Here is a 19,957-nt window from a genome sequence, read left to right as displayed (position 1 = left end):
CGAAGAGTTAACATTAGAAGGCCGCATTCATCGGTTATTCCGATGAATGCCTTGTAAACCATTTTTATTTTAAAACGTAACATTGTATAAATGCTTATTTTTAAGCTTATCGTTTTCTTCTACTTTTCGCCCAAGGTAAACAAACTCCATTATGTCATTGAACTCCGTATTCTCAGAACTGTCCTGATCGAGAACTCCAACATCTAAATAAAGTTGTTTTGCTTGCTCAAAGTTATTGTAAAGCAACCCTTGCTGCTCAAGAATTGAGGATACTTCTTCTATACGTTCCAAGCAACAAATGTACATATTAGCAGGAGCATTTGCTACAACTAACTCCGCCTGTAGTTTTCCATGAACAGCTTCAATATCAGCAATAGCTTCAGGTGTATATGGTAACGTGCTAGATAACTCACATTTTCTTTGATTTAGCCAATTCAAAGCATCATTTTTGTCATACGCTTTAAGCAGTACTAGACATAACTTATCAATAACCAACAGATTGCTCTTGTCATTTTCATATAGATTTTCGAGAACAATACATCTAATAATCGGAGGAAGTATAGAAAAGGCTCTTACAACTTCATTACTGGAACCAAATTTATATTTTTTGAAGTACAATACAAACAAGCCAGCATATAAATTAAACAATGCGTTTATTGCAGAGTCTACATCACAATCAGAAATAGGTGATAGGTTTTCCGTATGAGTGCATTTATTTCCGAGTTTCTGCAGTTTTCTTACGGCTTTCATTAAAAGCTTATCATTTGAACTTGCAACCTTTAACGCCTTGATGACCTCAAAATCACCAAGCGTAACTTGCGTACCTTGAGGAATGTCTAGTAATTTCCGTATGACAACTTCTGAATATTGTCTAACTGTAGAAATCTTACCTCTATTTGATCTGGACTCGATATAAAAGGCATCATTAATTAAATCCTTAACCAAATCTTCATATACTTTATTTTTAAATTTCATTTTGTGCATCCGTAAATGTATTTTTTTAACGGCTAATATTTTAACGCCCCACATTTACGCTTAACCTTTCAACCAGTTTGGTCATGCTGTAAATGACTACTTAAGATCATACATTTGTTTGCATTTGTCTAGTCCTTATTTTTAGGGTATCACGTACGCATGTTATCCAGCAAAAGAATACTGATAGTTCATTTTAAATTTGCTGTAGTTACTGTTCGCATACATGGTAAAGTGAAAAAAATAAGCAGAGGCAGCTTATTTTTGCACACTATGGGCAAGCCTAACTATGTCTGCTTCATCCTGTAAGTTCAACCTATGGATGCAACACATTGGCTAATCGCGAATACTATATTATCAGCAAGTGATGCTACAGAAATAACTATTTCAAGTGTCTTAATAACCTGTTCTGGTACCACTGCATTGGTCACGCAGGATTGCAGTTAAACCATTGGCGATTCCGCCACTACGTCAGCAGAAATGTCACAACTACCGCGACCCAATCAATCCAGAAGACTATCTAAATAATCAGCCCATATCTGCAACCATTTTTCACACTCAGCGTCATATTTATATAGATTATAAATACCTTCTACCCCGCCTTTTGTATGCCCAAGAACGGCCTCTGCTACTTCATTGGGACATTGTAATCGTGATAACCCTGTCCGTACCGTCCGTCTTAGATCGTGAGGCGTCCAACTCGGTATATCCAGCATTTGCCCCTGCTCACGCATACGCCAAGCATTCTCGGTAAGATATTTCTGCTGTATAGGTAATTTTGTGCGAGAAGAAGGGAAAAGATAGGTATCAGAGTTAAGCCGCAGAACCTTCAAAAAGTTGATGGCTTGAGTGGACAATTGCACATAGCGCTCAATGCCTGTTTTGGTTTCTCTTAGATGAATGGTGCCTTTTTCAAGATCAACATCCTTCCATGCCATATTGCAGACTTCACCGGTACGACACCCGGTCCAGAGAGTCAGACGTAACACGTTTTTGATCGTTGGCGTATAAGCAGAGCCCGGAAGCCATTTAAGAAATTTAACGAGCTCGTCCTCGCTCAGTACTCGTGTTCCACGTCCATTTGTGAGCTTGATTCTTGTCTGTCGTAAGCTGGATTTTGCTAGCAACGCTGGATTCGCAAAACTGTCATCAAAGCGCCCAAGGCCAATTGCAAATTCATATGCGAGTGAAAGCTCCCTCAGTACATTCCCTGCCTGTACGGTTGCACCTCGAGCTATAATGCCATTGATTAAATTAATGATATCCTGGCGCGTAATATCAGCCGCATTCCGGGTTCCTAAGCTTTTAACAGCGTCACCATAGAGAGTACGACGAACCTCAGCCTGTCCTTTCGGCTTTCTGGCACCTAGAATGACCTTCCCGTCCTTCGTTTTACGATCCTCAATACGTTCAGTAAGATACAGTTCAACTAATCCCTGTACGGTCAATTCAGGGATCTTAGCCTGTTCAGCTTCAATCGCACGCTGGAGCTTATCTTGCTTAAGCTCTGACGCAGGACACCGACCTTCCTGTCGGAGAAGCTTTAATTCGTGAAGTTTAAGACGTGCAGCGGCGAGAGAAGTCTGCGGGAAGTTACCAATTTTAACCTGAGCAAGCTTGCCAGTCAGAGGACTTGTGTAACGGTAGAAAAAAGACTTAACCCCAGTTGCACCGCAGGAGACACGTAAGCCACGATTTTCGCCTACATCAGCCTTATCTTTGTCTCCAGGCTTCATCATTTCTACCGCTTTAAACGAAAGTGGCTTTCCCTCTTGTTTTCCTACCATAAAGACTCCGTTATCATGCACCTTATGCAGTCATGAACATAAATGTAGGTTGCGCTGTATGTGCCCATATTTTACCAAGCCATAGGTTGGCAAGCTACACTTTAACCTACATTTAAATGTAGGATTTCATGATATTCGATGAGACACCGTGAAGCCTAATGATAACCATAAAAATCACTAACTCATTAAAAATTAAGAAAATGGACATCACAAACCGATGAGTACAATAGAAAACTTAGACTCTCACACCCCAATGATGCAGCAGTATCTGAAGCTGAAAGCACAGCATCCGGAAATCCTGCTGTTTTACCGTATGGGCGATTTTTACGAGCTATTTTATGACGATGCTAAGCGTGCATCGCAGCTGCTCGACATCTCGCTGACCAAACGTGGCGCATCGGCAGGCGAACCCATTCCTATGGCAGGTATCCCGCACCACGCGGTAGAAAACTACCTGGCGAAGCTGGTGAATCAGGGCGAGTCCGTTGCAATCTGCGAACAGATCGGCGATCCGGCGACCTCAAAAGGCCCCGTGGAACGCAAAGTCGTGCGCATCGTCACGCCTGGCACCATCAGTGATGAAGCCCTGTTACAGGAGCGCCAGGATAACCTGCTGGCAGCGCTGTGGCAGGACGGTAAAGGGTTTGGCTACGCGACGCTGGATATTAGCTCCGGACGTTTTCGTCTGAGTGAACCGGCTGACCGTGAAACGATGGCTGCCGAACTGCAGCGCACCAACCCGGCAGAATTGCTCTATGCCGAAGATTTCGCCGAAATGGCGCTGATTGAAGGTCGTCGCGGGTTACGCCGTCGTCCGCTGTGGGAATTCGAAATTGATACCGCGCGCCAGCAGCTGAATCTGCAGTTTGGCACCCGCGATCTGATTGGCTTTGGCGTTGAAAACGCACCGCGCGGGCTATGTGCGGCAGGTTGCCTCCTGCAGTACGTGAAAGATACCCAGCGCACCGCCCTGCCGCATATCCGCTCTATCACCATGGAGCGCCAGCAGGACAGCATCATCATGGATGCTGCCACGCGCCGTAATCTGGAGATCACGCAGAACCTGGCGGGTGGCGTAGAAAATACGCTCGCGTCGGTCCTCGACAGTACGGTTACGCCAATGGGCAGCCGCATGCTGAAACGCTGGCTGCATATGCCGATCCGCAATACCGAGACGCTGGTTTGCCGTCAGCAGACGATTGCCGCGCTGCAGGATCGCTATACCGAACTGCAGCCGGTTCTGCGCCAGGTGGGCGATCTGGAGCGTATCCTTGCGCGCCTGGCACTGCGAACAGCGCGACCACGCGACCTCGCGCGGATGCGTCATGCATTCCAGCAGCTGCCGGAACTGCGCGCGCAGCTGAGTGACGTTGACAGCGCGCCGGTACAGAAACTCCGCGAAACCATGGGCGAATTTACCGAGCTTCGCGAACTGCTGGAGCGCGCCATTATCGATGCGCCTCCGGTTCTGGTGCGTGATGGCGGCGTGATTGCCCCAGGCTACAACGAAGAGCTGGACGAATGGCGCGCGCTGGCCGACGGTGCGACGGACTACCTCGATAAGCTGGAAATCCGCGAGCGCGAACGTCTTGGGCTCGACACCCTGAAAGTGGGGTATAACGCGGTACACGGTTACTACATTCAGATTAGCCGCGGGCAAAGCCACCTGGCGCCGATCCACTACGTGCGTCGCCAGACGTTGAAAAACGCCGAACGCTACATCATTCCTGAACTGAAAGAGTACGAAGACAAAGTCCTCACCTCGAAAGGCAAGGCGCTGGCGCTGGAAAAACAGCTGTATGACGAGCTGTTCGACATGCTGATGCCGCACCTGGGCGACCTGCAGCAGAGCGCCAGCGCGCTGGCGGAGCTGGACGTGCTGGTCAATCTGGCAGAACGCGCTGAAACGCTGAACTATACCTGCCCGACCTTTACCGATAAGCCTGGCATTCGCATCACTGAAGGCCGTCACCCGGTGGTAGAGCAGGTGCTCAACGAACCGTTCATCGCCAACCCGCTGAGCCTGTCACCGCAGAGAAGAATGTTGATCATTACCGGTCCGAACATGGGCGGTAAGAGTACCTATATGCGTCAGACGGCGCTGATTGCCCTGCTCGCGTATATCGGCAGCTACGTTCCGGCGCAAAACGTGGAGATTGGCCCCATCGACCGCATCTTTACCCGCGTTGGGGCAGCGGACGATCTGGCGAGCGGACGCTCAACCTTCATGGTCGAGATGACCGAAACGGCAAACATTCTGCATAACGCGACGGAGCACAGCCTGGTGCTGATGGACGAAGTCGGACGCGGAACGTCAACCTATGATGGTCTGTCCCTGGCATGGGCCTGTGCGGAAAACCTTGCGAATAAAATCAAGGCCATGACGCTTTTTGCCACCCATTATTTCGAACTGACGCAGCTGCCGGAGAAAATGGAAGGGGTTGCGAACGTTCATCTGGACGCGCTGGAGCACGGCGATACTATTGCCTTCATGCACACGGTGCAGGATGGCGCGGCGAGCAAGAGCTATGGCCTGGCCGTCGCGGCGCTGGCAGGCGTACCGAAAGAGGTGATCAAGCGCGCGCGTCAGAAACTGCGTGAACTGGAAAGCCTGTCACCGAATGCGGCGGCGACGCAGATTGATGGTACGCAGATGTCGCTGCTGGTTCCTGCGGAAGAGACGTCGCCTGCGGTGGAAGCGCTGGAGAATCTCGACCCGGATTCACTGACGCCGCGTCAGGCGCTGGAGTGGATTTATCGGTTGAAGAGTCTGGTTTAGTTTTCTGCGGTCTGTTTTGTCGGGTGGCGGCTTCGCCTTACCCGACCTACAAAACCCGTAGGCCCGGTAAGCGCAGCGCCACCGGGCAAAAGACCACACAATATTATCGCCCGGTAAGCGTAGCGCCATCGGGCTTTTTTTATAGCAGCGGCGGGATCGTCGGCACCTGCGGTGCCTCATCAATATCCTTCTGCGTCATACGGAACGCTTCCGGATAGTGCTCGCGGCTGGTGCGGCGCAGCGGTTCGGTATCGCGCCAGGTATACAAACAATGCTGGCACTGATAAACGGTCCAGACCCCTTTTACCGGCGACGTCGCCATCACTTCAATATGCTCATCGGCACAACGTGGACAAATCATCTTTTCCTCCTTATTGACGTGCTGCCAGCATCGCGGTCAGTTTTTCAGCCCAGGCTTTGGTTTCAGGCAGATCCTGTACCGGCTGGCTGTAGTGGCCCCGGGTGTCCGGCGCGACAGGCGTGGTGGCATCGATAATCAGCTTGTCGGTAATGCCTGCCGGGCTGGAACCGGGATCGAGTTCAAGGACCGACATGTTCGGCAGCTGCACCAGATCCCCTGCCGGGTTCACTTTTGACGACAGCGCCCACATTACCTGCGGGAGGTTGAACGGATCGACATCCTCATCCACCATGATTACCATCTTCACGTAGCCCAGACCGTGCGGCGTGGTCATGGCGCGTAAACCGACCGCGCGGGCAAAACCGCCGTAGCGTTTTTTGGTAGAGATAATCGCCAGCAGACCGTGGGTGTACATCGCATTCACCGCCTGCACTTCCGGAAACTCCGCTTTAAGCTGCTGGTAGAGCGGCACGCAGGTAGCCGGTCCCATCAGATAGTCAATCTCGGTCCACGGCATGCCGAGGTAGAGCGACTCAAAAATCGGTTTGGTGCGGTAAGAAACTTTGTCGATACGGACAACCGTCATGTTACGGCCACCGGAATAGTGTCCGGTAAACTCGCCAAACGGCCCCTCGATTTCCCGCTTGCGGCCTTCAATCACCCCTTCCAGGATCACTTCAGAACCCCACGGCACATCAAAGCCGGTCAGCGGCGCGGTGGCAATCGGGTACGGGCTTTCACGCAGCGCGCCGGCCATTTCATACTCGGACTGATCGTATTTCAGCGGCGTGGCGCCCATCAGGGTGATGATCGGGTCGTTGCCCAGCGTAATCGCAATCGGCAGGTCTTCACCACGCTCTTCCGCTTTGTGCAGATGCAGGGCGATATCGTGCATCGGAACCGGCTGGAGGCCGAGCTTGCGCTTGCCCTTCACTTCCATACGGTAGATCCCGACGTTCTGCTTGCCGAAGTTGTCCGGGTCGAGCGGATCGCGCGAGACAACGCACGCTTTATCGAGATAAAAACCGCCGTCACCGTCGTTCAGGCGAAACAGCGGCAGGATATCGAACAGGTTAATGTCCTCCCCGTCGACCGTATTCTGCGCCCAGGCCGGGTTGGCGCGGCGCTCCGGTGTGACGGGAAATTTATCCCAGCGGCGGATAAACTCGTCGATCTGTTTTTTTACCGGAGTGTTTGCAGGCAGCCCCATCGAAATGGCGTGGTTCTGCCAGGAGCCGATGGTGTTCATCACCACGCGGGCATCGGTAAAGCCACGAATGTTGTCGAACCACAGCGCGGGCGCGCCGTCGCCAATGCGGCCGGTCGCGTTGGCTGCCGCAGCCAGATCGGGCTCGGCGTTTACCTCTTCCTCAATTTTCAGCAGTTGCCCTTGCTCATCGAGCGCCTGCAGGAAGCTTCTCAAATCATCAAATGCCATCTTTATTCTCCTGTGAAAAATGTTTCGCCTCCCGCAGCCCGTTCCAGCGGCGCGCCTTTTTATGCTCCAGACCGAACTGGTCGAGCACGCGGGTGACGATGTGCTGGGTAATGTCATCGGCGGTTTGCGGGTGGTTGTAATAGGCAGGCATGGGCGGCACCATCGCCACGCCCATGCGGGAAAGGGCAAGCATGTTCTCAAGATGAATGGTGCTGAGCGGCGTTTCACGGGGCACCAGCACCAGCTTGCGCCCCTCTTTCAGCACCACGTCCGCCGCACGTCCCACCAGCCCTTCGGCGTAGCCCGCGCGGATACCCGCCAGCGTTTTCATGCTGCAGGGAATGACGATCATGCCGTCGGTGCGAAACGAGCCGGAGGAGATAGTGGCAGCCTGGTCAGCCGGACTGTGGACAACGTCAGCCAGCGCAGCAACGTCCTGCGCGGTGTAGGGCGTTTCAAGCTCAATGGTGGTTTTTGCCCACTTCGACATGACCAGATGCGTCTCCACCTCCGGCATTTCCCGCAGCGCCTGCAGCAGCGCCACGCCCAGCGGTGCGCCCGTTGCCCCCGTCATTCCTACTATCAATCTCATTCATCACCTCAATTATTTGTTCGTACACGAACATTGTAAATAAACTACTCCAGGATCATTTTCCTGACAAGATTGTTCGCATACGATCACACGAATGGCTAAAAGATGCCGCGTTAAAATTGAGAGCAATAGCGGCTATCATAGGGGGAGATTTTTTCCGTCGGAGTGTTCATGGAACTAAGACAAGAGGCGTTCCACCTGTTACGTCAGCTTTTTCAACAGCATACCGCGCAGTGGCAACATGCCTTACCGGAACTGACCAAGCCACAGTATGCGGTGATGCGCTCTATTGCCGAGCATCCGGGTATTGAACAGGTGGCGTTGACCGAAGTGGCGGTCAGTACGAAAGCGACCCTGGCGGAGATGCTCAGCCGCATGGAGGCGCGCGGGCTGGTCAAGCGCGAGCACGATCCGGCCGATAAGCGCCGCCGGTTTGTCTTCCTGACGCCAGAAGGTGAAGCCCTGATTGCTGGCTGTAAACCGGTTGGCAACGAGGTGGATGAGGCGTTTTTAGGACGTCTTAACAAGGCCGAGCGCGAGCAGTTCTCTGCGCTCATCAAAAAGATGATGCACGATTAATTCACGCTGGTGCGCATAAAATCGATAAACGTGCGCACCTTCGCTGACACATGCCGGGCATCGGGATAAACCGCATAGATGCCCTGCCGCGCAAAGGTATATCCCGGTAAAACCGGGACCAGTTTTCCCGCATCAAGCGCATCGCGCGCCAGCCATTCCGGCAGTAACGCCACGCCTCCGCCTGCAAGCGCAAAAGCCATAAGGGCCTGAGCGCTGTCGGCAAACAGGCGCGGCGCTTTTTTTATTTCCAGCGTTTCAGGCGCGCCGCTGGCATCCTTCACCTGCCAGCGCAGCGGCGAGGCCAGGCGCTCGTGAATAATCCAGTCGGCGTGGGCCAGCTGCGCAAGCGTTTCGATCGGATGGTTAACCAACCACCCGGGCGTCGCGACGGGGATAATGGAGAAGTGCGAAATCAGCGCGGCGTGGTTGCGCGAATCGGCAAGCGTTCCCAGCCGGATGGCCACGTCAAAGCGCTCCGAGATAAGGTCGGCGTGCAGGGACGACGAAACGTGCCGCACGCGAAGATCCGGGTGCTGCTGGCTAAACCTGGCCAGCAGCGGCACCACCACCTGTGAGCCATACTCGGGCGTAGTCGTGATCCGCAGTTCGCCAGTAAGCCCCGCATGATTCGCGCGGACATCATCCTGCAGCCGTTCCGCATCCTTCAGAAGCGCCACGCTGCGTTGATGAAATAGCGCGCCCGCCTCGGTTAACGTCATACGGCGGGTGGAGCGCAGCAGCAGCGTAACGCCCAGCTCATCTTCTAGCTGACGAATATTGAAGCTGACCACGGCTTTTGTCAGCCCCATTGCCTCGGCTGCGGCAGTGAAACTGCCGGTATCCGCCACCGCGACAAACATCTGCGCCCGCTGCAGGTTAATCATCATCACGCCCTATACTGTCAAAATATTTTTGACAGTATATCGCGCTTTGTCAGGTTTATCCGTGCTTCCGGGGTCGATACGATACGCCACCTCACCGGAGGATCCACCATGACGTATCGCAGCAAAGTCGCCGCTGTTTATCTGCTGGGCTTTTTTCTTGATTTAATCAATATGTTTATTGCCAGCGTTGCCTTCCCGGCAATGGCTCACGCCTTTAACACCACGCCTTCAGCCCTTGCCTGGGTCAGTAACGGGTACATTGCCGGCCTGACGCTGGTGATCCCGTTCAGCAGCGTGCTCACGCGCCGCATCGGGCCAAAGCGCGTCATCCTGCTCTCGCTTTTTCTGTTCAGCGCAGCCTCCGCAGCGGCGGGCCTATCTGGAACGCTTGAAAGTCTGATCGCCTGGCGAGTACTCCAGGGCGTGGGAGGAGGCTTACTGATCCCCGTCGGACAGGCACTGACCTGGCAACAGTTTAAGCCTCACGAGCGTGCCCGACTCTCCTCGGCGGTGATGCTGGTCGCGCTGCTTGCCCCGGCCTGCTCCCCTGCTATCGGAGGCCTGCTGGTGCAGACGCTAAGCTGGCGATGGATATTTTTCGCCACGCTACCGGTCGCTGTCGTGACCTTTGTTTTGGCCTGCCTGTGGCTTAAACACGAGATGCCCGCGATGAAAGCGGCCAGACTGCTAAACCTGTCGTTGCTCGCGGACCCGCTTTTGCGTTTTTCCATGCTTGTCTATATCTGCGTACCCGGCATGTTTATTGGGGTGAACGTCACGGGCATGTTTTATCTTCAGCACGTGGCGAACATGAGCCCAGCCGCAACGGGGATGCTCATGCTGCCGTGGTCCATGGCATCGTTTATCGCCATCACGGCAACGGGACGCTATTTTAACCGCATCGGCCCCCGACCGCTGATCGTCATCGGCTGCCTGCTGCAGGCGACGGGTATTCTGCTTTTGATTAACGTCAGTTCGGCTACGCTGCTGCCTGCCGTTGCGTTTACCTTAATGGGCGCGGGGGGAAGCCTGTGCAGCAGTACGGCTCAGAGCAGCGCTTTTCTGACGACGCGCCGGGAAGAGATGCCGGATGCCAGCGCGCTGTGGAATCTTAATCGTCAGCTGAGCTTTTTTGCCGGTGCCCTGCTGCTGGCGCAGGCGCTGAACCTGGCGCAGGCCTGGCTGACACCGCTGGCCGCATGGCACGGGATGTTTATTTTTGCCGCAGGCATGACCCTGCTGCCTGTACCGTACGTTTTTCGTCTTAACAATACGCAGGTGCTCACCCAGCTGCGACAGGAGAATTCATGACGCCTTTCGAACACGACATTATCGACCTCCACATTGCGCTTGAAGACTGGTTAGGCAAAGGTGAAGGTGATTCCGACGCTCTGCTCGCCCGCTTCAGCCCAGATTTTCTGATGATCCCACCGGGCGGCGTTCAGATCGACTATATCGGTCTTGCCAGTTTTCTGGAAAACCAGCGCGGAAGCCGTTCAGGACTGAAGATCGTCATTGACGAATTATCCACGATCCAGCGCTGGGATCGTGGCGCGGTTCTCCACTACCGGGAGACGCAAACCCGGCCGGACCTGCCCGTCAACGTGCGCTGGTCAACCGCGGTGCTCAATCAGGAAGGCGATCGGATAGCGTGGCGTCTGCTGCACGAAACGGCTAAGCCGTAGCGCAAAAGAAAAAGGCCCGTCTCACGACGGGCCTTTTTTGACGAAAGGTTGCTTATTCGCGGAACAGCGCTTCGATGTTCAGACCTTGCCCCTGCAGGATTTCACGCAGGCGGCGCAGACCTTCAACCTGAATCTGACGAACACGTTCACGAGTCAGGCCAATTTCACGGCCGACGTCTTCCAGTGTCGCAGCTTCATACCCCAGTAAACCGAAACGACGTGCCAGCACTTCACGCTGTTTGGCGTTCAGTTCGAACAGCCATTTGACGATGCTCTGTTTCATGTCATCGTCCTGCGTGGTGTCTTCCGGGCCGTTGTCTTTTTCATCGGCCAGAATGTCCAGCAGCTTCATCGGCCAGAATGTCCAGCAGCGCTTTTTCGGAGTCGCCACCCAGCGGGGTGTCAACAGAGGTAATGCGCTCGTTGAGACGCAGCATACGGCTTACGTCATCAACCGGTTTATCGAGTTGCTCGGCAATCTCTTCTGCGCTTGGCTCGTGGTCCAGTTTATGGGACAACTCGCGCGCGGTGCGCAGATAAACGTTCAACTCTTTGACGATGTGAATCGGCAGGCGGATCGTACGGGTCTGGTTCATAATAGCCCGTTCGATGGTCTGACGAATCCACCAGGTCGCGTAGGTTGAGAAACGGAACCCGCGTTCCGGGTCGAACTTCTCAACTGCGCGGATGAGACCTAAGTTGCCCTCTTCAATCAGATCCAGCAGAGCCAGACCACGATTGCCGTAACGGCGGGCAATTTTCACGACCAGTCGCAGGTTACTTTCAATCATGCGACGACGCGAGGCAACATCACCACGCAAAGCACGACGTGCGAAATAGACTTCTTCTTCGGCCGTTAGCAGTGGGGAGTAACCAATCTCCCCAAGGTAAAGCTGAGTCGCGTCCAGTACACGCTGTGTGGCGCCCTGCGATAACAGCTCTTCTTCAGCCAAATCGTTATCACTGGGTTCCTCTTCTACTAAGGCTTTTTCGTCAAAAGCCTCTACTCCGTTCTCATCAAATTCCGCGTCTTCATTTAAATCATGAACTTTCAGCGTATTCTGACTCATAAGGTGGCTCCTACCCGTGATCCCTGAACGAGACACCCTGGCTGGCATGCCCCGTCAAATTATCGCTGCGGCAAATACTGCAGCGGGTTTACGGATTTCCCCTTGTAACGAATTTCAAAATGCAAGCGTGTAGAACTGGTTCCGGTGCTACCCATGGTAGCGATTTTTTGCCCCGCCTTAACTTCTTGTTGTTCCCGGACCAGCATTGTGTCGTTATGGGCGTAGGCACTCAGGTAATCATCGTTATGTTTGATGATAATAAGATTACCGTAACCGCGCAGAGCGTTACCGGCATACACAACGCGCCCGTCTGCGGTCGCGATGATAGCCTGTCCTTTACTCCCTGCGATATCGATCCCTTTATTTCCCCCCTCGGAGGAAGAGAAGTTCTCGATAACCTTGCCGTCAGTTGGCCAGCGCCATGCAGAGATTGGCGAACTGGAGGTCATACTGCTGGCAGTCGGTTCAGTAGAGCTAACCACAGGTGCCGTAACCGGTGCTGTGACAACAGTCGCAGTCCCTTTATTATTCGGCAACATTTTGTTAGCAGTCTGATCACCTGAATCCTCAGAATACGTAATTACAGGTTGTGAAGCAACCACCGTGGTGGATTTTTGTGCAGGCTTAACGCTGTTATTTTGAGCCGTCACATCGGCCGCTGAAACGGTGTTGCCAGGCGTAAGCGGCGTACCCGTTGCGTTGCCCACCTGGAGCGTTTGCCCGACTTCCAGACCGTACGGGGCCTGGACGTTATTGCGCTGCGCGAGGTCACGGAAATCGTTCCCGGTGATCCACGCAATATAGAACAGCGTATCGCCGCGTTTCACGGTATAGGTGCTGCCACCGGTATAGCTGCCTTTCGGAATGTTCCCATACTGACGGTTATAGACTATGCGGCCATTTTGGGTCTGAACAGGCTGTTCCACTGGCTGAATCTGTGTCGGCTGCGTCATTGGACGCTGAACCGGCTGGATTGGCGGATTTTGTTGCGCCGTAGAGGTGCCCATTTTAGGCGGAGGAGTGATCAACATTCCGCTGGACGTGTTACCCGAGCCGCTGTTTCCACCGACAGAACTGACGGGCGCAGGCGCGTTGTTAGAACTTGTACAGCCTGCCAGCCAGAGCGAAACCAGTGATAATGCCGCAACACGGCTGATGGTGAATTTAGGGCTTCCCGCGCTCATTTATCCCCCAGGAATGTGTTAACTACCAGTGACTTAAAATTTACCGTGATGGCACGAATCTTTCGCGCCACACCATACGCTGAATTTGCCTTAATAACCCTGGATAATTCCGAGTCTCAGGCCAACTCCCCCTTTACCAGAGGCACAAAGCGCACGGCTTCCACGGTGTCGATAATAAACTCGCCGCCGCGCCGACGAACGCGCTTCAAAAGCTGCTGCTCGTCCCCGACGGGCAGAACAAGAATGCCCCCCTCATCCAGCTGCGACAACAGGGCCGCAGGAATTTCAGGCGGGGCCGCCGTCACGATGATCGCGTCAAACGGCGCGCGCGCCTTCCAACCCTGCCATCCATCACCGTGTCGTGTCGAAACATTATGTAAATCAAGTTGTTTCAGGCGACGACGCGCCTGCCACTGTAAACCTTTAATCCGCTCAACGGAGCATACATGATGAACCAGATGCGCCAGGATCGCGGTTTGATACCCCGACCCGGTGCCGATCTCCAGTACGCGGGAGTCGGGCGTCAGCTCCAGCAGCTCCGTCATGCGCGCCACCATGTAAGGCTGTGAAATCGTCTGACCCTGCCCGATAGGCAGCGCTACGTTTTCCCACGCTTTGTGTTCAAACGCCTCGTCTACAAATTTCTCACGCGGAACCTGAGCAAGCGCTTCAAGCACGTGCTCGTCGCGGATCCCCTGCGCGCGGAGTTGTTCCAGAAGAGTTTGTACACGTTTGTTTACCATTGCGCGTTCACTCCTGCGCGATCCAGCCAGCCCGACACCACATCATGCGCGCTATACGCGGTTAAATCTACGTGCAGCGGGGTAACCGAAACATAGCCTTCATCTACGGCGGCAAAGTCGGTATCCGGACCCGCATCGCACTTATCGCCGGGAGGGCCAATCCAGTAAAGCGTGTTGCCGCGAGGATCCTGCTGAGGGATCACCTGATCGGCAGGGTGTCGACTCCCGCAACGGGTGACGCGAATGCCTTTAATTTCGTCGAGGGGAAGATCCGGCACGTTGATGTTGAGGATGCGTCCGGTACGCAACGGCTCGCGGCCGAGCGCCCGCAGGATCGAACAGGTCACCGCGGCGGCGGTGTCGTAGTGCGTGTGGCCGTTTAACGAGACCGCCAGCGCCGGGAACCCCAGATGGCGCCCTTCCATTGCGGCCGCCACGGTGCCGGAGTAAATCACGTCATCGCCAAGGTTAGGACCGGCGTTAATGCCGGATACGACGATGTCCGGACGCGGACGCATCAGCGCGTTCACGCCCAGAAAAACGCAGTCGGTTGGCGTACCCATCTGCACGGCAATATCGCCATTTTCAAAGGTAAAGGTGCGAAGCGACGACTCCAGCGTCAGAGAGTTAGACGCTCCACTGCGATTACGATCGGGCGCCACGACCTGCACGTCCGCAAATTCGCGGAGGTGTTTCGCCAGGGTCTGAATGCCTGGCGCGTGGATCCCGTCATCGTTACTCAGCAATATTCGCATAATCACCTGAGGTGTTGATAAGTTCCCTGACAACACTGGTGGCAAAGCTACCTGCCGGTAGCCAGAAGCGTAACTCGACGGTTACGTCATCCCACCAGTTCCAGCTTAACTGCTGCGGATAGAGCAGCATCGCGCGGCGTGCCGCTTCGACTTTTTCCCGCACCAGCAAGGATTGCAATTCTGGCGCATCCGCTACGGCTGACTGCTCGGCGGCCAGCGCGTCGCCCTGTGTTCCCCAGTCGCCCGTACCGGGCAGCGCGGCGGTAATCATCAGCGCTTTTGCGTCCACGCGCGACTGCACATCGGCCATTTCTTCGGCCGTTGCCACAAACCAGCTTCCGCGTCCCGCTAATTGTAGCGCATCGCCAACAACAACTTGATTCGCGTCCGGTTTTTTCAGCCTTTCGCTCACAATCTGATTAAACAACGCGCTGCGGGCCGCCGACAACCAAAAACTGCGTTTATTCCTGTCGCGCACCGGTGCATCGCTTTGCGCCCAGCGCAGCGCACCCTGTAGGTTGCTGCCGCCAATGCCAAAGCGCTGCGCGCCAAAGTAGTTCGGTACGCCCAGCTCTTGAATCGCGCTCAGACGCTTCTCAACGTCATCGCGATCGGTCACTTCACGCAGCACCAGCGTAAAGTCGTTTCCCTTCAGCGCCCCCAGACGCAGTTTGCGCTTGTGGCGGGCGAACTCCAGTACCTTACAGCCTTCAAGCTCAAATTTGCTTAAATCAGGCATCGTATTGCCGGGAACGCGCGCGCAGAGCCACTGTTCAGTGACGGCGTGTTTATCTTTCTGCCCGGCAAAGCTCACTTCGCGGGCATGAATTTTGAGGAATTTTGCCAGCGCGTCGGCCACGAAGCGGGTATTGCAGCCATTTTTCAGAATACGCACCAGGATATGTTCGCCTTCGCCATCCGGCTCAAAGCCCAGATCCTCCACCACGAGGAAATCTTCCGGGCTGGCTTTCAGCACCCCGTTCCCCTGCGGTTTACCGTGCAGGTATGTCAGGTTGTCGAAGTCTGTCATTTGCTCGCCTTCAGCAGCAGCGCTACGGCTTCACAGGCAATCCCTTCGCCACGCCCGGTAAAGCCCAGCTTCTCGGTCGTCGTCGCTTTGACGTTCACGTCGTCCATATGGCAGCCCAGATCTTCTGCAATAAACACGCGCATCTGCGGAATGTGCGGCAGCATTTTCGGGGCCTGGGCAATAATCGTCACGTCGACGTTGCCGAGGGTGTAGCCTTTCGCCTGAATGCGGCGCCACGCTTCGCGCAGCAGCTCGCGGCTGTCCGCCCCTTTAAATGCCGGGTCGGTGTCCGGGAACAGCTTGCCGATATCCCCCAGCGCGGCAGCGCCCAACAGCGCGTCGGTCAGCGCATGCAGTGCCACGTCGCCATCAGAATGCGCCAGCAGTCCTTTTTCATAAGGAATGCGCACGCCGCCAATGATAATTGGGCCTTCTCCGCCAAAGGCGTGTACATCAAAACCGTGTCCAATTCGCATTATGCCTTCTCCTGATGGGTCGAACGGGTAAGATAGAATTCCGCAAGCTGTAAATCTTCCGGACGCGTCACTTTAATATTATCAGCGCGTCCTTCAACAAGCTCAGGGTGGAAACCGCAATACTCCAGCGCAGAGGCTTCGTCCGTGATGGTCGCACCTTCTTTAAGCGCACGCGTTAAGCAGTCGTGGAGCAATTCGCGGGGGAAAAATTGTGGCGTCAGCGCGTGCCATAAATCGACGCGATCGACGGTGTGGGCGATAGCCTGTTTGCCCGGCTCGGCGCGCTTCATGGTGTCGCGCACCGGCGCGGCCAGAATCCCGCCAACCTTGCTTGTTTCGCTCAGGGCCAGCAGGCGCGCAAGGTCGTCCTGATGCAGACACGGACGCGCCGCGTCATGCACCAGCACCCACGGCGCGTTTCCGGCGGCCTGAATGCCCGCCAGCACGGAATCGGCGCGCTCGGCGCCACCGTCAACGACGGTAATCTGTGGATGATTTGCCAGCGGCAGCTGCGCGAAGCGCGCATCGCCAGGGCTGATAGCGATAATCACACGCTTCACCCGCGGGTGCGCCAGCAGCGCCGCCACGGCGTGCTCGAGGATCGTTTTATCGCCAATAGAGAGGTACTGCTTGGGACATTCTGTCTGCATGCGCCGGCCAAAACCTGCGGCCGGCACCACGGCGCATACGTCCGAAAAAGTTACTGCCATGTCGTAATCCTGGGCCTGATTATCGATTGTTTTGTGCTGAGCCCTGATTGCGTTTAGACGCATCCGGAACCAGACGATAAAAGGTTTCGCCCGGCTTAGTCATACTGAGTTCATTGCGTGCGCGTTCCTCAATCGCCTCTTGCCCGCCATTGAGGTCATCAATTTCAGCAAAGAGTTGATCGTTTCGCGCCTTAAGTTTGGCGTTTGTTGCCTGCTGAGCCGCGACGTCATCGCTCACCCGGCTATAGTCGTGCAGTCCGTTCTTACCGAACCACAGCGAATATTGCAGCCAGATTAGCAAAGCCAGCAACAGCAGCGTTAGTTTACCCATCCTGCCCCCTGAAAAACGGCATCATCATCCCAAGACTTCCCCAGAGCACTACGCCGGGGTAACAGAGATGCCGCAACATCGCGGGCAAATGTACCACATTTTTTCCGCAGAATCGTCCTGCACAATATCGTTACACAGTTGGTTACGGTTTGAATTATGGCTGAAGTTAGCCCATGAGCCACAAAAATAACAGACCAAACATCAGAACCACCGTCACAATCGTGACCACGGTGCTGTAGAGGAGCTTACCGTTGAGCAGAGAGTGCAGCGCAATGCCGACAACAACCGCCACGGGCATCAACGCCAGAAAGAATGGCCAGGTGTAGAGAAAGAAGAACAGCGTGTTGCCGCCGTAGATGAGAAACGGGATGCCAAGCGCCAGCAGCCATGAGACGAAGCCAATGATGGCCCCAGGAAATGACCAGGTCGTTTCGTCGTCGGTCGCTAGCGGCTCCGACCCGGTGGTGGTGATGTAATGTTCACTGTTGCGCATAGCTAATCCTGTGACCGTGACTCATCGTTCGGGAAGACAGCTCCCGAACGATACCGCCTCAGGATCTGATAATATCGTCCCGTCTGAGCAGGTCTAATAATTGGCTTACTAAATTTGTTACCAATTGTTGACCTTCCAGGTGAATTTCAGGCGATTCAGGCGCTTCGTATACCGCGTCAATTCCGGTGAAGTTGCGCAGTTCTCCGGCACGCGCTTTCTTGTACAGCCCTTTCGGGTCGCGCGCTTCGCAAATCTCCAGCGGCGTATCGACAAACACCTCGATAAAGCGATCCTGGCCCACGCGTTCGCGCACCATCTGGCGCTCGGCGCGGTGCGGAGAGATAAACGCCGTCAGCACTACCAGCCCGGCGTCAGCCATCAGGCTGGCGACTTCGCCCACCCGGCGGATGTTTTCTTTGCGGTCATCGTCGCTAAACCCTAAATCGCTGCACAGGCCGTGACGCACGTTGTCGCCATCCAGCAGGTACGTGCTTACGCCCTGCTGATGCAACGCCTCTTCCAGCGCGCCCGCCACCGTTGATTTACCCGAGCCGGACAGCCCGGTAAACCACAGCACAACCCCACGGTGACCGTGGAGCTGTTCGCGCTGGGCGACGGTCACCGGATGAGGATGCCAGACGACGTTCTCATCATGGGCGGCCATTACTTGCCTCCCAGCAGATCGCGTGCGCCCCAGTGCGGGAAGTGTTTACGCACCAGCGCGTTCAGTTCCAGCTCGAAGGCGCTGAATTCAGACGTCGCGGCAGCCTGTTTAATCGGTTCGCGAACCATACCGGCCCCGACGGTAACGTTGGTCAGCCTGTCGATAAAGATAAGACCTCCCGTGACCGGGTTCTGCTGATACGGATCCAGCACCAGCGGTTCGTCGAAGGTCAGATCGACCAGACCGATGCCGTTCAGCGGCAGCTCGGTGACGTCACGCTGGGTGAGGTTGTTGATATCCACCTGGAACTGAATACCGTCCACGCGGGCGCGGGTTTTCTTGCCGGCAATTTTGATGTCATAGCTCTGGCCAGCGGTCAGCGGCTGTTCCGCCATCCACACCACATCCACGGAAGCCCCCTGCACTGCCGCCAGCGTTTCCTGCGCGTCGACCAGCAGGTCGCCGCGGCTGATATCAATTTCGTCTTTCAGCACCAGCGTTACGGCTTCACCGGCGCCCGCTTCCTGCAGGTCACCGTCGAAGGTGACGATGCGGGCGATGGTCGATTCCACGCCGGACGGCAGCACCTTGACGCGCTGACCTACCTTCACGGAGCCTGACGCGAGGGTGCCTGAGAAGCCGCGGAAATCGAGGTTTGGACGGTTCACGTACTGCACCGGGAAGCGCATCGGCTGGGTATCGACCACGCGCTGAATTTCAACGGTTTCCAGCACCTCCAGAAGAGTCGGACCGCTGTACCACGGCATGTTCGCGCTCTGGGAGGCGACGTTATCCCCTTCCAGCGCCGAGAGCGGTACAAAGCGAATATCCAGGTTGCCCGGCAGCTGTTCGGCAAAGGTCAGGTAGCTCTGGCGGATCTCCTCGAACTTCTCTTCGCTGAAGTTCACCAGATCCATCTTGTTGACCGCCACCACCAGGTGTTTGATCCCCAGCAGCGTCGAGATAAAGCTGTGACGACGGGTCTGATCCAGCACGCCTTTTCGCGCGTCCATCAGCAGGATCGCCAGGTCGCAGGTGGACGCGCCGGTCGCCATGTTACGGGTGTACTGCTCGTGCCCCGGGGTGTCGGCGATAATAAATTTGCGCTTCTCGGTAGAGAAGTAGCGGTAGGCCACGTCGATGGTAATGCCCTGCTCGCGCTCCGCCTGCAGGCCGTCCACCAGCAGGGCCAGGTCGAGTTTTTCACCCTGGGTGCCGTGACGTTTACTGTCGTTATGCAGGGAAGAGAGCTGATCTTCATAAATCTGGCGCGTATCGTGCAGCAGGCGGCCAATCAGGGTACTTTTCCCGTCATCCACGCTGCCGCAGGTCAGAAAACGCAGCAGGCTTTTGTGTTGTTGCGCGTGCAGATACGCTTCCACGCCGCCTTCGTTGGCAATTTGTTGAGCAATAGTGGTGTTCAT

General features: G+C 55.1%; 20 protein-coding genes and 1 pseudogene. 4 read left to right on the top strand and 17 right to left on the bottom strand.

The genetic code is table 11. From position 1 onward, the window contains the following. Positions 1-69: 69 nt before the first annotated feature. A complete protein-coding gene (locus tag ACJ69_RS21990; protein WP_054829524.1) occupies positions 70-975 on the bottom strand; it encodes a hypothetical protein in 906 nt (301 codons plus the stop codon). A gap of 500 nt (positions 976-1,475) precedes the next feature. Continuing rightward, entirely contained in the window at positions 1,476-2,759 is a 1,284-nt protein-coding gene (locus tag ACJ69_RS21985; RefSeq protein WP_049002598.1) for a tyrosine-type recombinase/integrase, read from the bottom strand. A 217-nt stretch (positions 2,760-2,976) separates the two neighbouring features. Between ACJ69_RS21985 and mutS the strand changes: the two genes are divergently transcribed. Next, entirely contained in the window at positions 2,977-5,538 is a 2,562-nt protein-coding gene (gene mutS / locus ACJ69_RS21980) for a DNA mismatch repair protein MutS (protein ID WP_059347753.1), read from the top strand. 139 nt (positions 5,539-5,677) lie between these two features. On the opposite strand, the gene ACJ69_RS21975 is transcribed toward mutS, so the two are convergent. From ACJ69_RS21975 to ACJ69_RS21965, 3 genes are read right to left on the bottom strand one after another with little or no spacing between them, the layout of a single operon-like run. Beyond that, entirely contained in the window at positions 5,678-5,899 is a 222-nt protein-coding gene (locus ACJ69_RS21975; protein WP_003862116.1) for a non-oxidative hydroxyarylic acid decarboxylases subunit D, read from the bottom strand. A gap of 10 nt (positions 5,900-5,909) precedes the next feature. Then, positions 5,910-7,337 carry a non-oxidative hydroxyarylic acid decarboxylases subunit C gene (locus ACJ69_RS21970; RefSeq protein ID WP_047348031.1) on the bottom strand — a complete coding sequence of 476 codons (1,428 nt, stop codon included), beginning with the start codon at positions 7,335-7,337 and terminating at the stop codon, positions 5,910-5,912. After that, complete coding sequence (locus tag ACJ69_RS21965; protein ID WP_008499595.1) at positions 7,327-7,929, bottom strand: non-oxidative hydroxyarylic acid decarboxylases subunit B; 603 nt, start codon at positions 7,927-7,929, stop codon at positions 7,327-7,329. Before ACJ69_RS21965 ends, ACJ69_RS21970 begins: the two co-directional genes overlap by 11 nt. A 171-nt stretch (positions 7,930-8,100) precedes the next feature. Between ACJ69_RS21965 and ACJ69_RS21960 the strand changes: the two genes are divergently transcribed. Continuing rightward, complete coding sequence (locus tag ACJ69_RS21960; RefSeq protein WP_054829542.1) at positions 8,101-8,508, top strand: MarR family winged helix-turn-helix transcriptional regulator; 408 nt, start codon at positions 8,101-8,103, stop codon at positions 8,506-8,508. On the opposite strand, the gene ACJ69_RS21955 is transcribed toward ACJ69_RS21960, so the two are convergent. Further along, complete coding sequence (locus tag ACJ69_RS21955; RefSeq protein WP_059347752.1) at positions 8,505-9,392, bottom strand: LysR family transcriptional regulator; 888 nt, start codon at positions 9,390-9,392, stop codon at positions 8,505-8,507. The two genes, ACJ69_RS21960 and ACJ69_RS21955, sit on opposite strands and share 4 nt — an antisense overlap. A gap of 108 nt (positions 9,393-9,500) precedes the next feature. Between ACJ69_RS21955 and ACJ69_RS21950 the strand changes: the two genes are divergently transcribed. Both ACJ69_RS21950 and ACJ69_RS21945 read left to right on the top strand, forming a co-directional pair. After that, entirely contained in the window at positions 9,501-10,703 is a 1,203-nt protein-coding gene (locus tag ACJ69_RS21950; protein WP_054829525.1) for an MFS transporter, read from the top strand. Next, entirely contained in the window at positions 10,700-11,077 is a 378-nt protein-coding gene (locus ACJ69_RS21945) for a DUF4440 domain-containing protein (protein WP_054829526.1), read from the top strand. The genes ACJ69_RS21950 and ACJ69_RS21945 overlap by 4 nt, the downstream gene beginning before the upstream one ends. 52 nt (positions 11,078-11,129) lie before the next feature. Here ACJ69_RS21945 and rpoS read toward each other — a convergent pair. The 11 genes and pseudogenes from rpoS to cysN form a co-directional block, all read right to left on the bottom strand. Then, positions 11,130-12,147 (bottom strand): annotated as a pseudogene (gene rpoS, locus ACJ69_RS21940) (RNA polymerase sigma factor RpoS). A 59-nt stretch (positions 12,148-12,206) separates the two neighbouring features. Beyond that, positions 12,207-13,331, bottom strand: coding sequence for a murein hydrolase activator NlpD (gene nlpD, locus ACJ69_RS21935; RefSeq protein ID WP_029741538.1), 1,125 nt, complete (start codon positions 13,329-13,331; stop codon positions 12,207-12,209). Between the two features lie 116 nt (positions 13,332-13,447). Next, positions 13,448-14,074, bottom strand: a complete 627-nt coding sequence (locus ACJ69_RS21930; protein ID WP_023333224.1) for a protein-L-isoaspartate(D-aspartate) O-methyltransferase — start codon at positions 14,072-14,074, stop codon at positions 13,448-13,450. Further along, positions 14,068-14,829: a 5'/3'-nucleotidase SurE gene (gene surE / locus ACJ69_RS21925; protein ID WP_023308990.1), complete on the bottom strand. Its 762-nt coding sequence runs from the start codon at positions 14,827-14,829 to the stop codon at positions 14,068-14,070. Before surE ends, ACJ69_RS21930 begins: the two co-directional genes overlap by 7 nt. Further along, complete coding sequence (gene truD, locus ACJ69_RS21920) at positions 14,810-15,859, bottom strand: tRNA pseudouridine(13) synthase TruD (protein WP_047646258.1); 1,050 nt, start codon at positions 15,857-15,859, stop codon at positions 14,810-14,812. The genes surE and truD overlap by 20 nt, the downstream gene beginning before the upstream one ends. Beyond that, on the bottom strand, positions 15,856-16,335 hold the full coding sequence (ispF, locus tag ACJ69_RS21915; protein ID WP_029741541.1) for a 2-C-methyl-D-erythritol 2,4-cyclodiphosphate synthase: 480 nt from the start codon (positions 16,333-16,335) through the stop codon (positions 15,856-15,858). Before ispF ends, truD begins: the two co-directional genes overlap by 4 nt. Next, a complete protein-coding gene (gene ispD, locus ACJ69_RS21910) occupies positions 16,335-17,045 on the bottom strand; it encodes a 2-C-methyl-D-erythritol 4-phosphate cytidylyltransferase (RefSeq protein ID WP_029741542.1) in 711 nt (236 codons plus the stop codon). The genes ispF and ispD overlap by 1 nt, the downstream gene beginning before the upstream one ends. A gap of 19 nt (positions 17,046-17,064) precedes the next feature. Continuing rightward, positions 17,065-17,376, bottom strand: a complete 312-nt coding sequence (gene ftsB / locus ACJ69_RS21905) for a cell division protein FtsB (protein WP_008499609.1) — start codon at positions 17,374-17,376, stop codon at positions 17,065-17,067. Positions 17,377-17,542: 166 nt separating this feature from the next. Beyond that, positions 17,543-17,869 (bottom strand): DUF3561 family protein, encoded by a 327-nt coding sequence (locus ACJ69_RS21900; protein ID WP_008499610.1) that lies wholly within the window; start codon positions 17,867-17,869, stop codon positions 17,543-17,545. 58 nt (positions 17,870-17,927) lie between these two features. Continuing rightward, positions 17,928-18,533, bottom strand: coding sequence for an adenylyl-sulfate kinase (cysC, locus tag ACJ69_RS21895; protein WP_010434543.1), 606 nt, complete (start codon positions 18,531-18,533; stop codon positions 17,928-17,930). Beyond that, positions 18,533-19,957 carry a sulfate adenylyltransferase subunit CysN gene (gene cysN / locus ACJ69_RS21890; RefSeq protein WP_023308996.1) on the bottom strand — a complete coding sequence of 475 codons (1,425 nt, stop codon included), beginning with the start codon at positions 19,955-19,957 and terminating at the stop codon, positions 18,533-18,535. The genes cysC and cysN overlap by 1 nt, the downstream gene beginning before the upstream one ends.

It is taken from the genome of Enterobacter asburiae (genome assembly GCF_001521715.1).
Lineage (GTDB): Bacteria > Pseudomonadota > Gammaproteobacteria > Enterobacterales > Enterobacteriaceae > Enterobacter > Enterobacter asburiae.
This window is presented reverse-complemented; position numbering and strand designations above follow the sequence as displayed.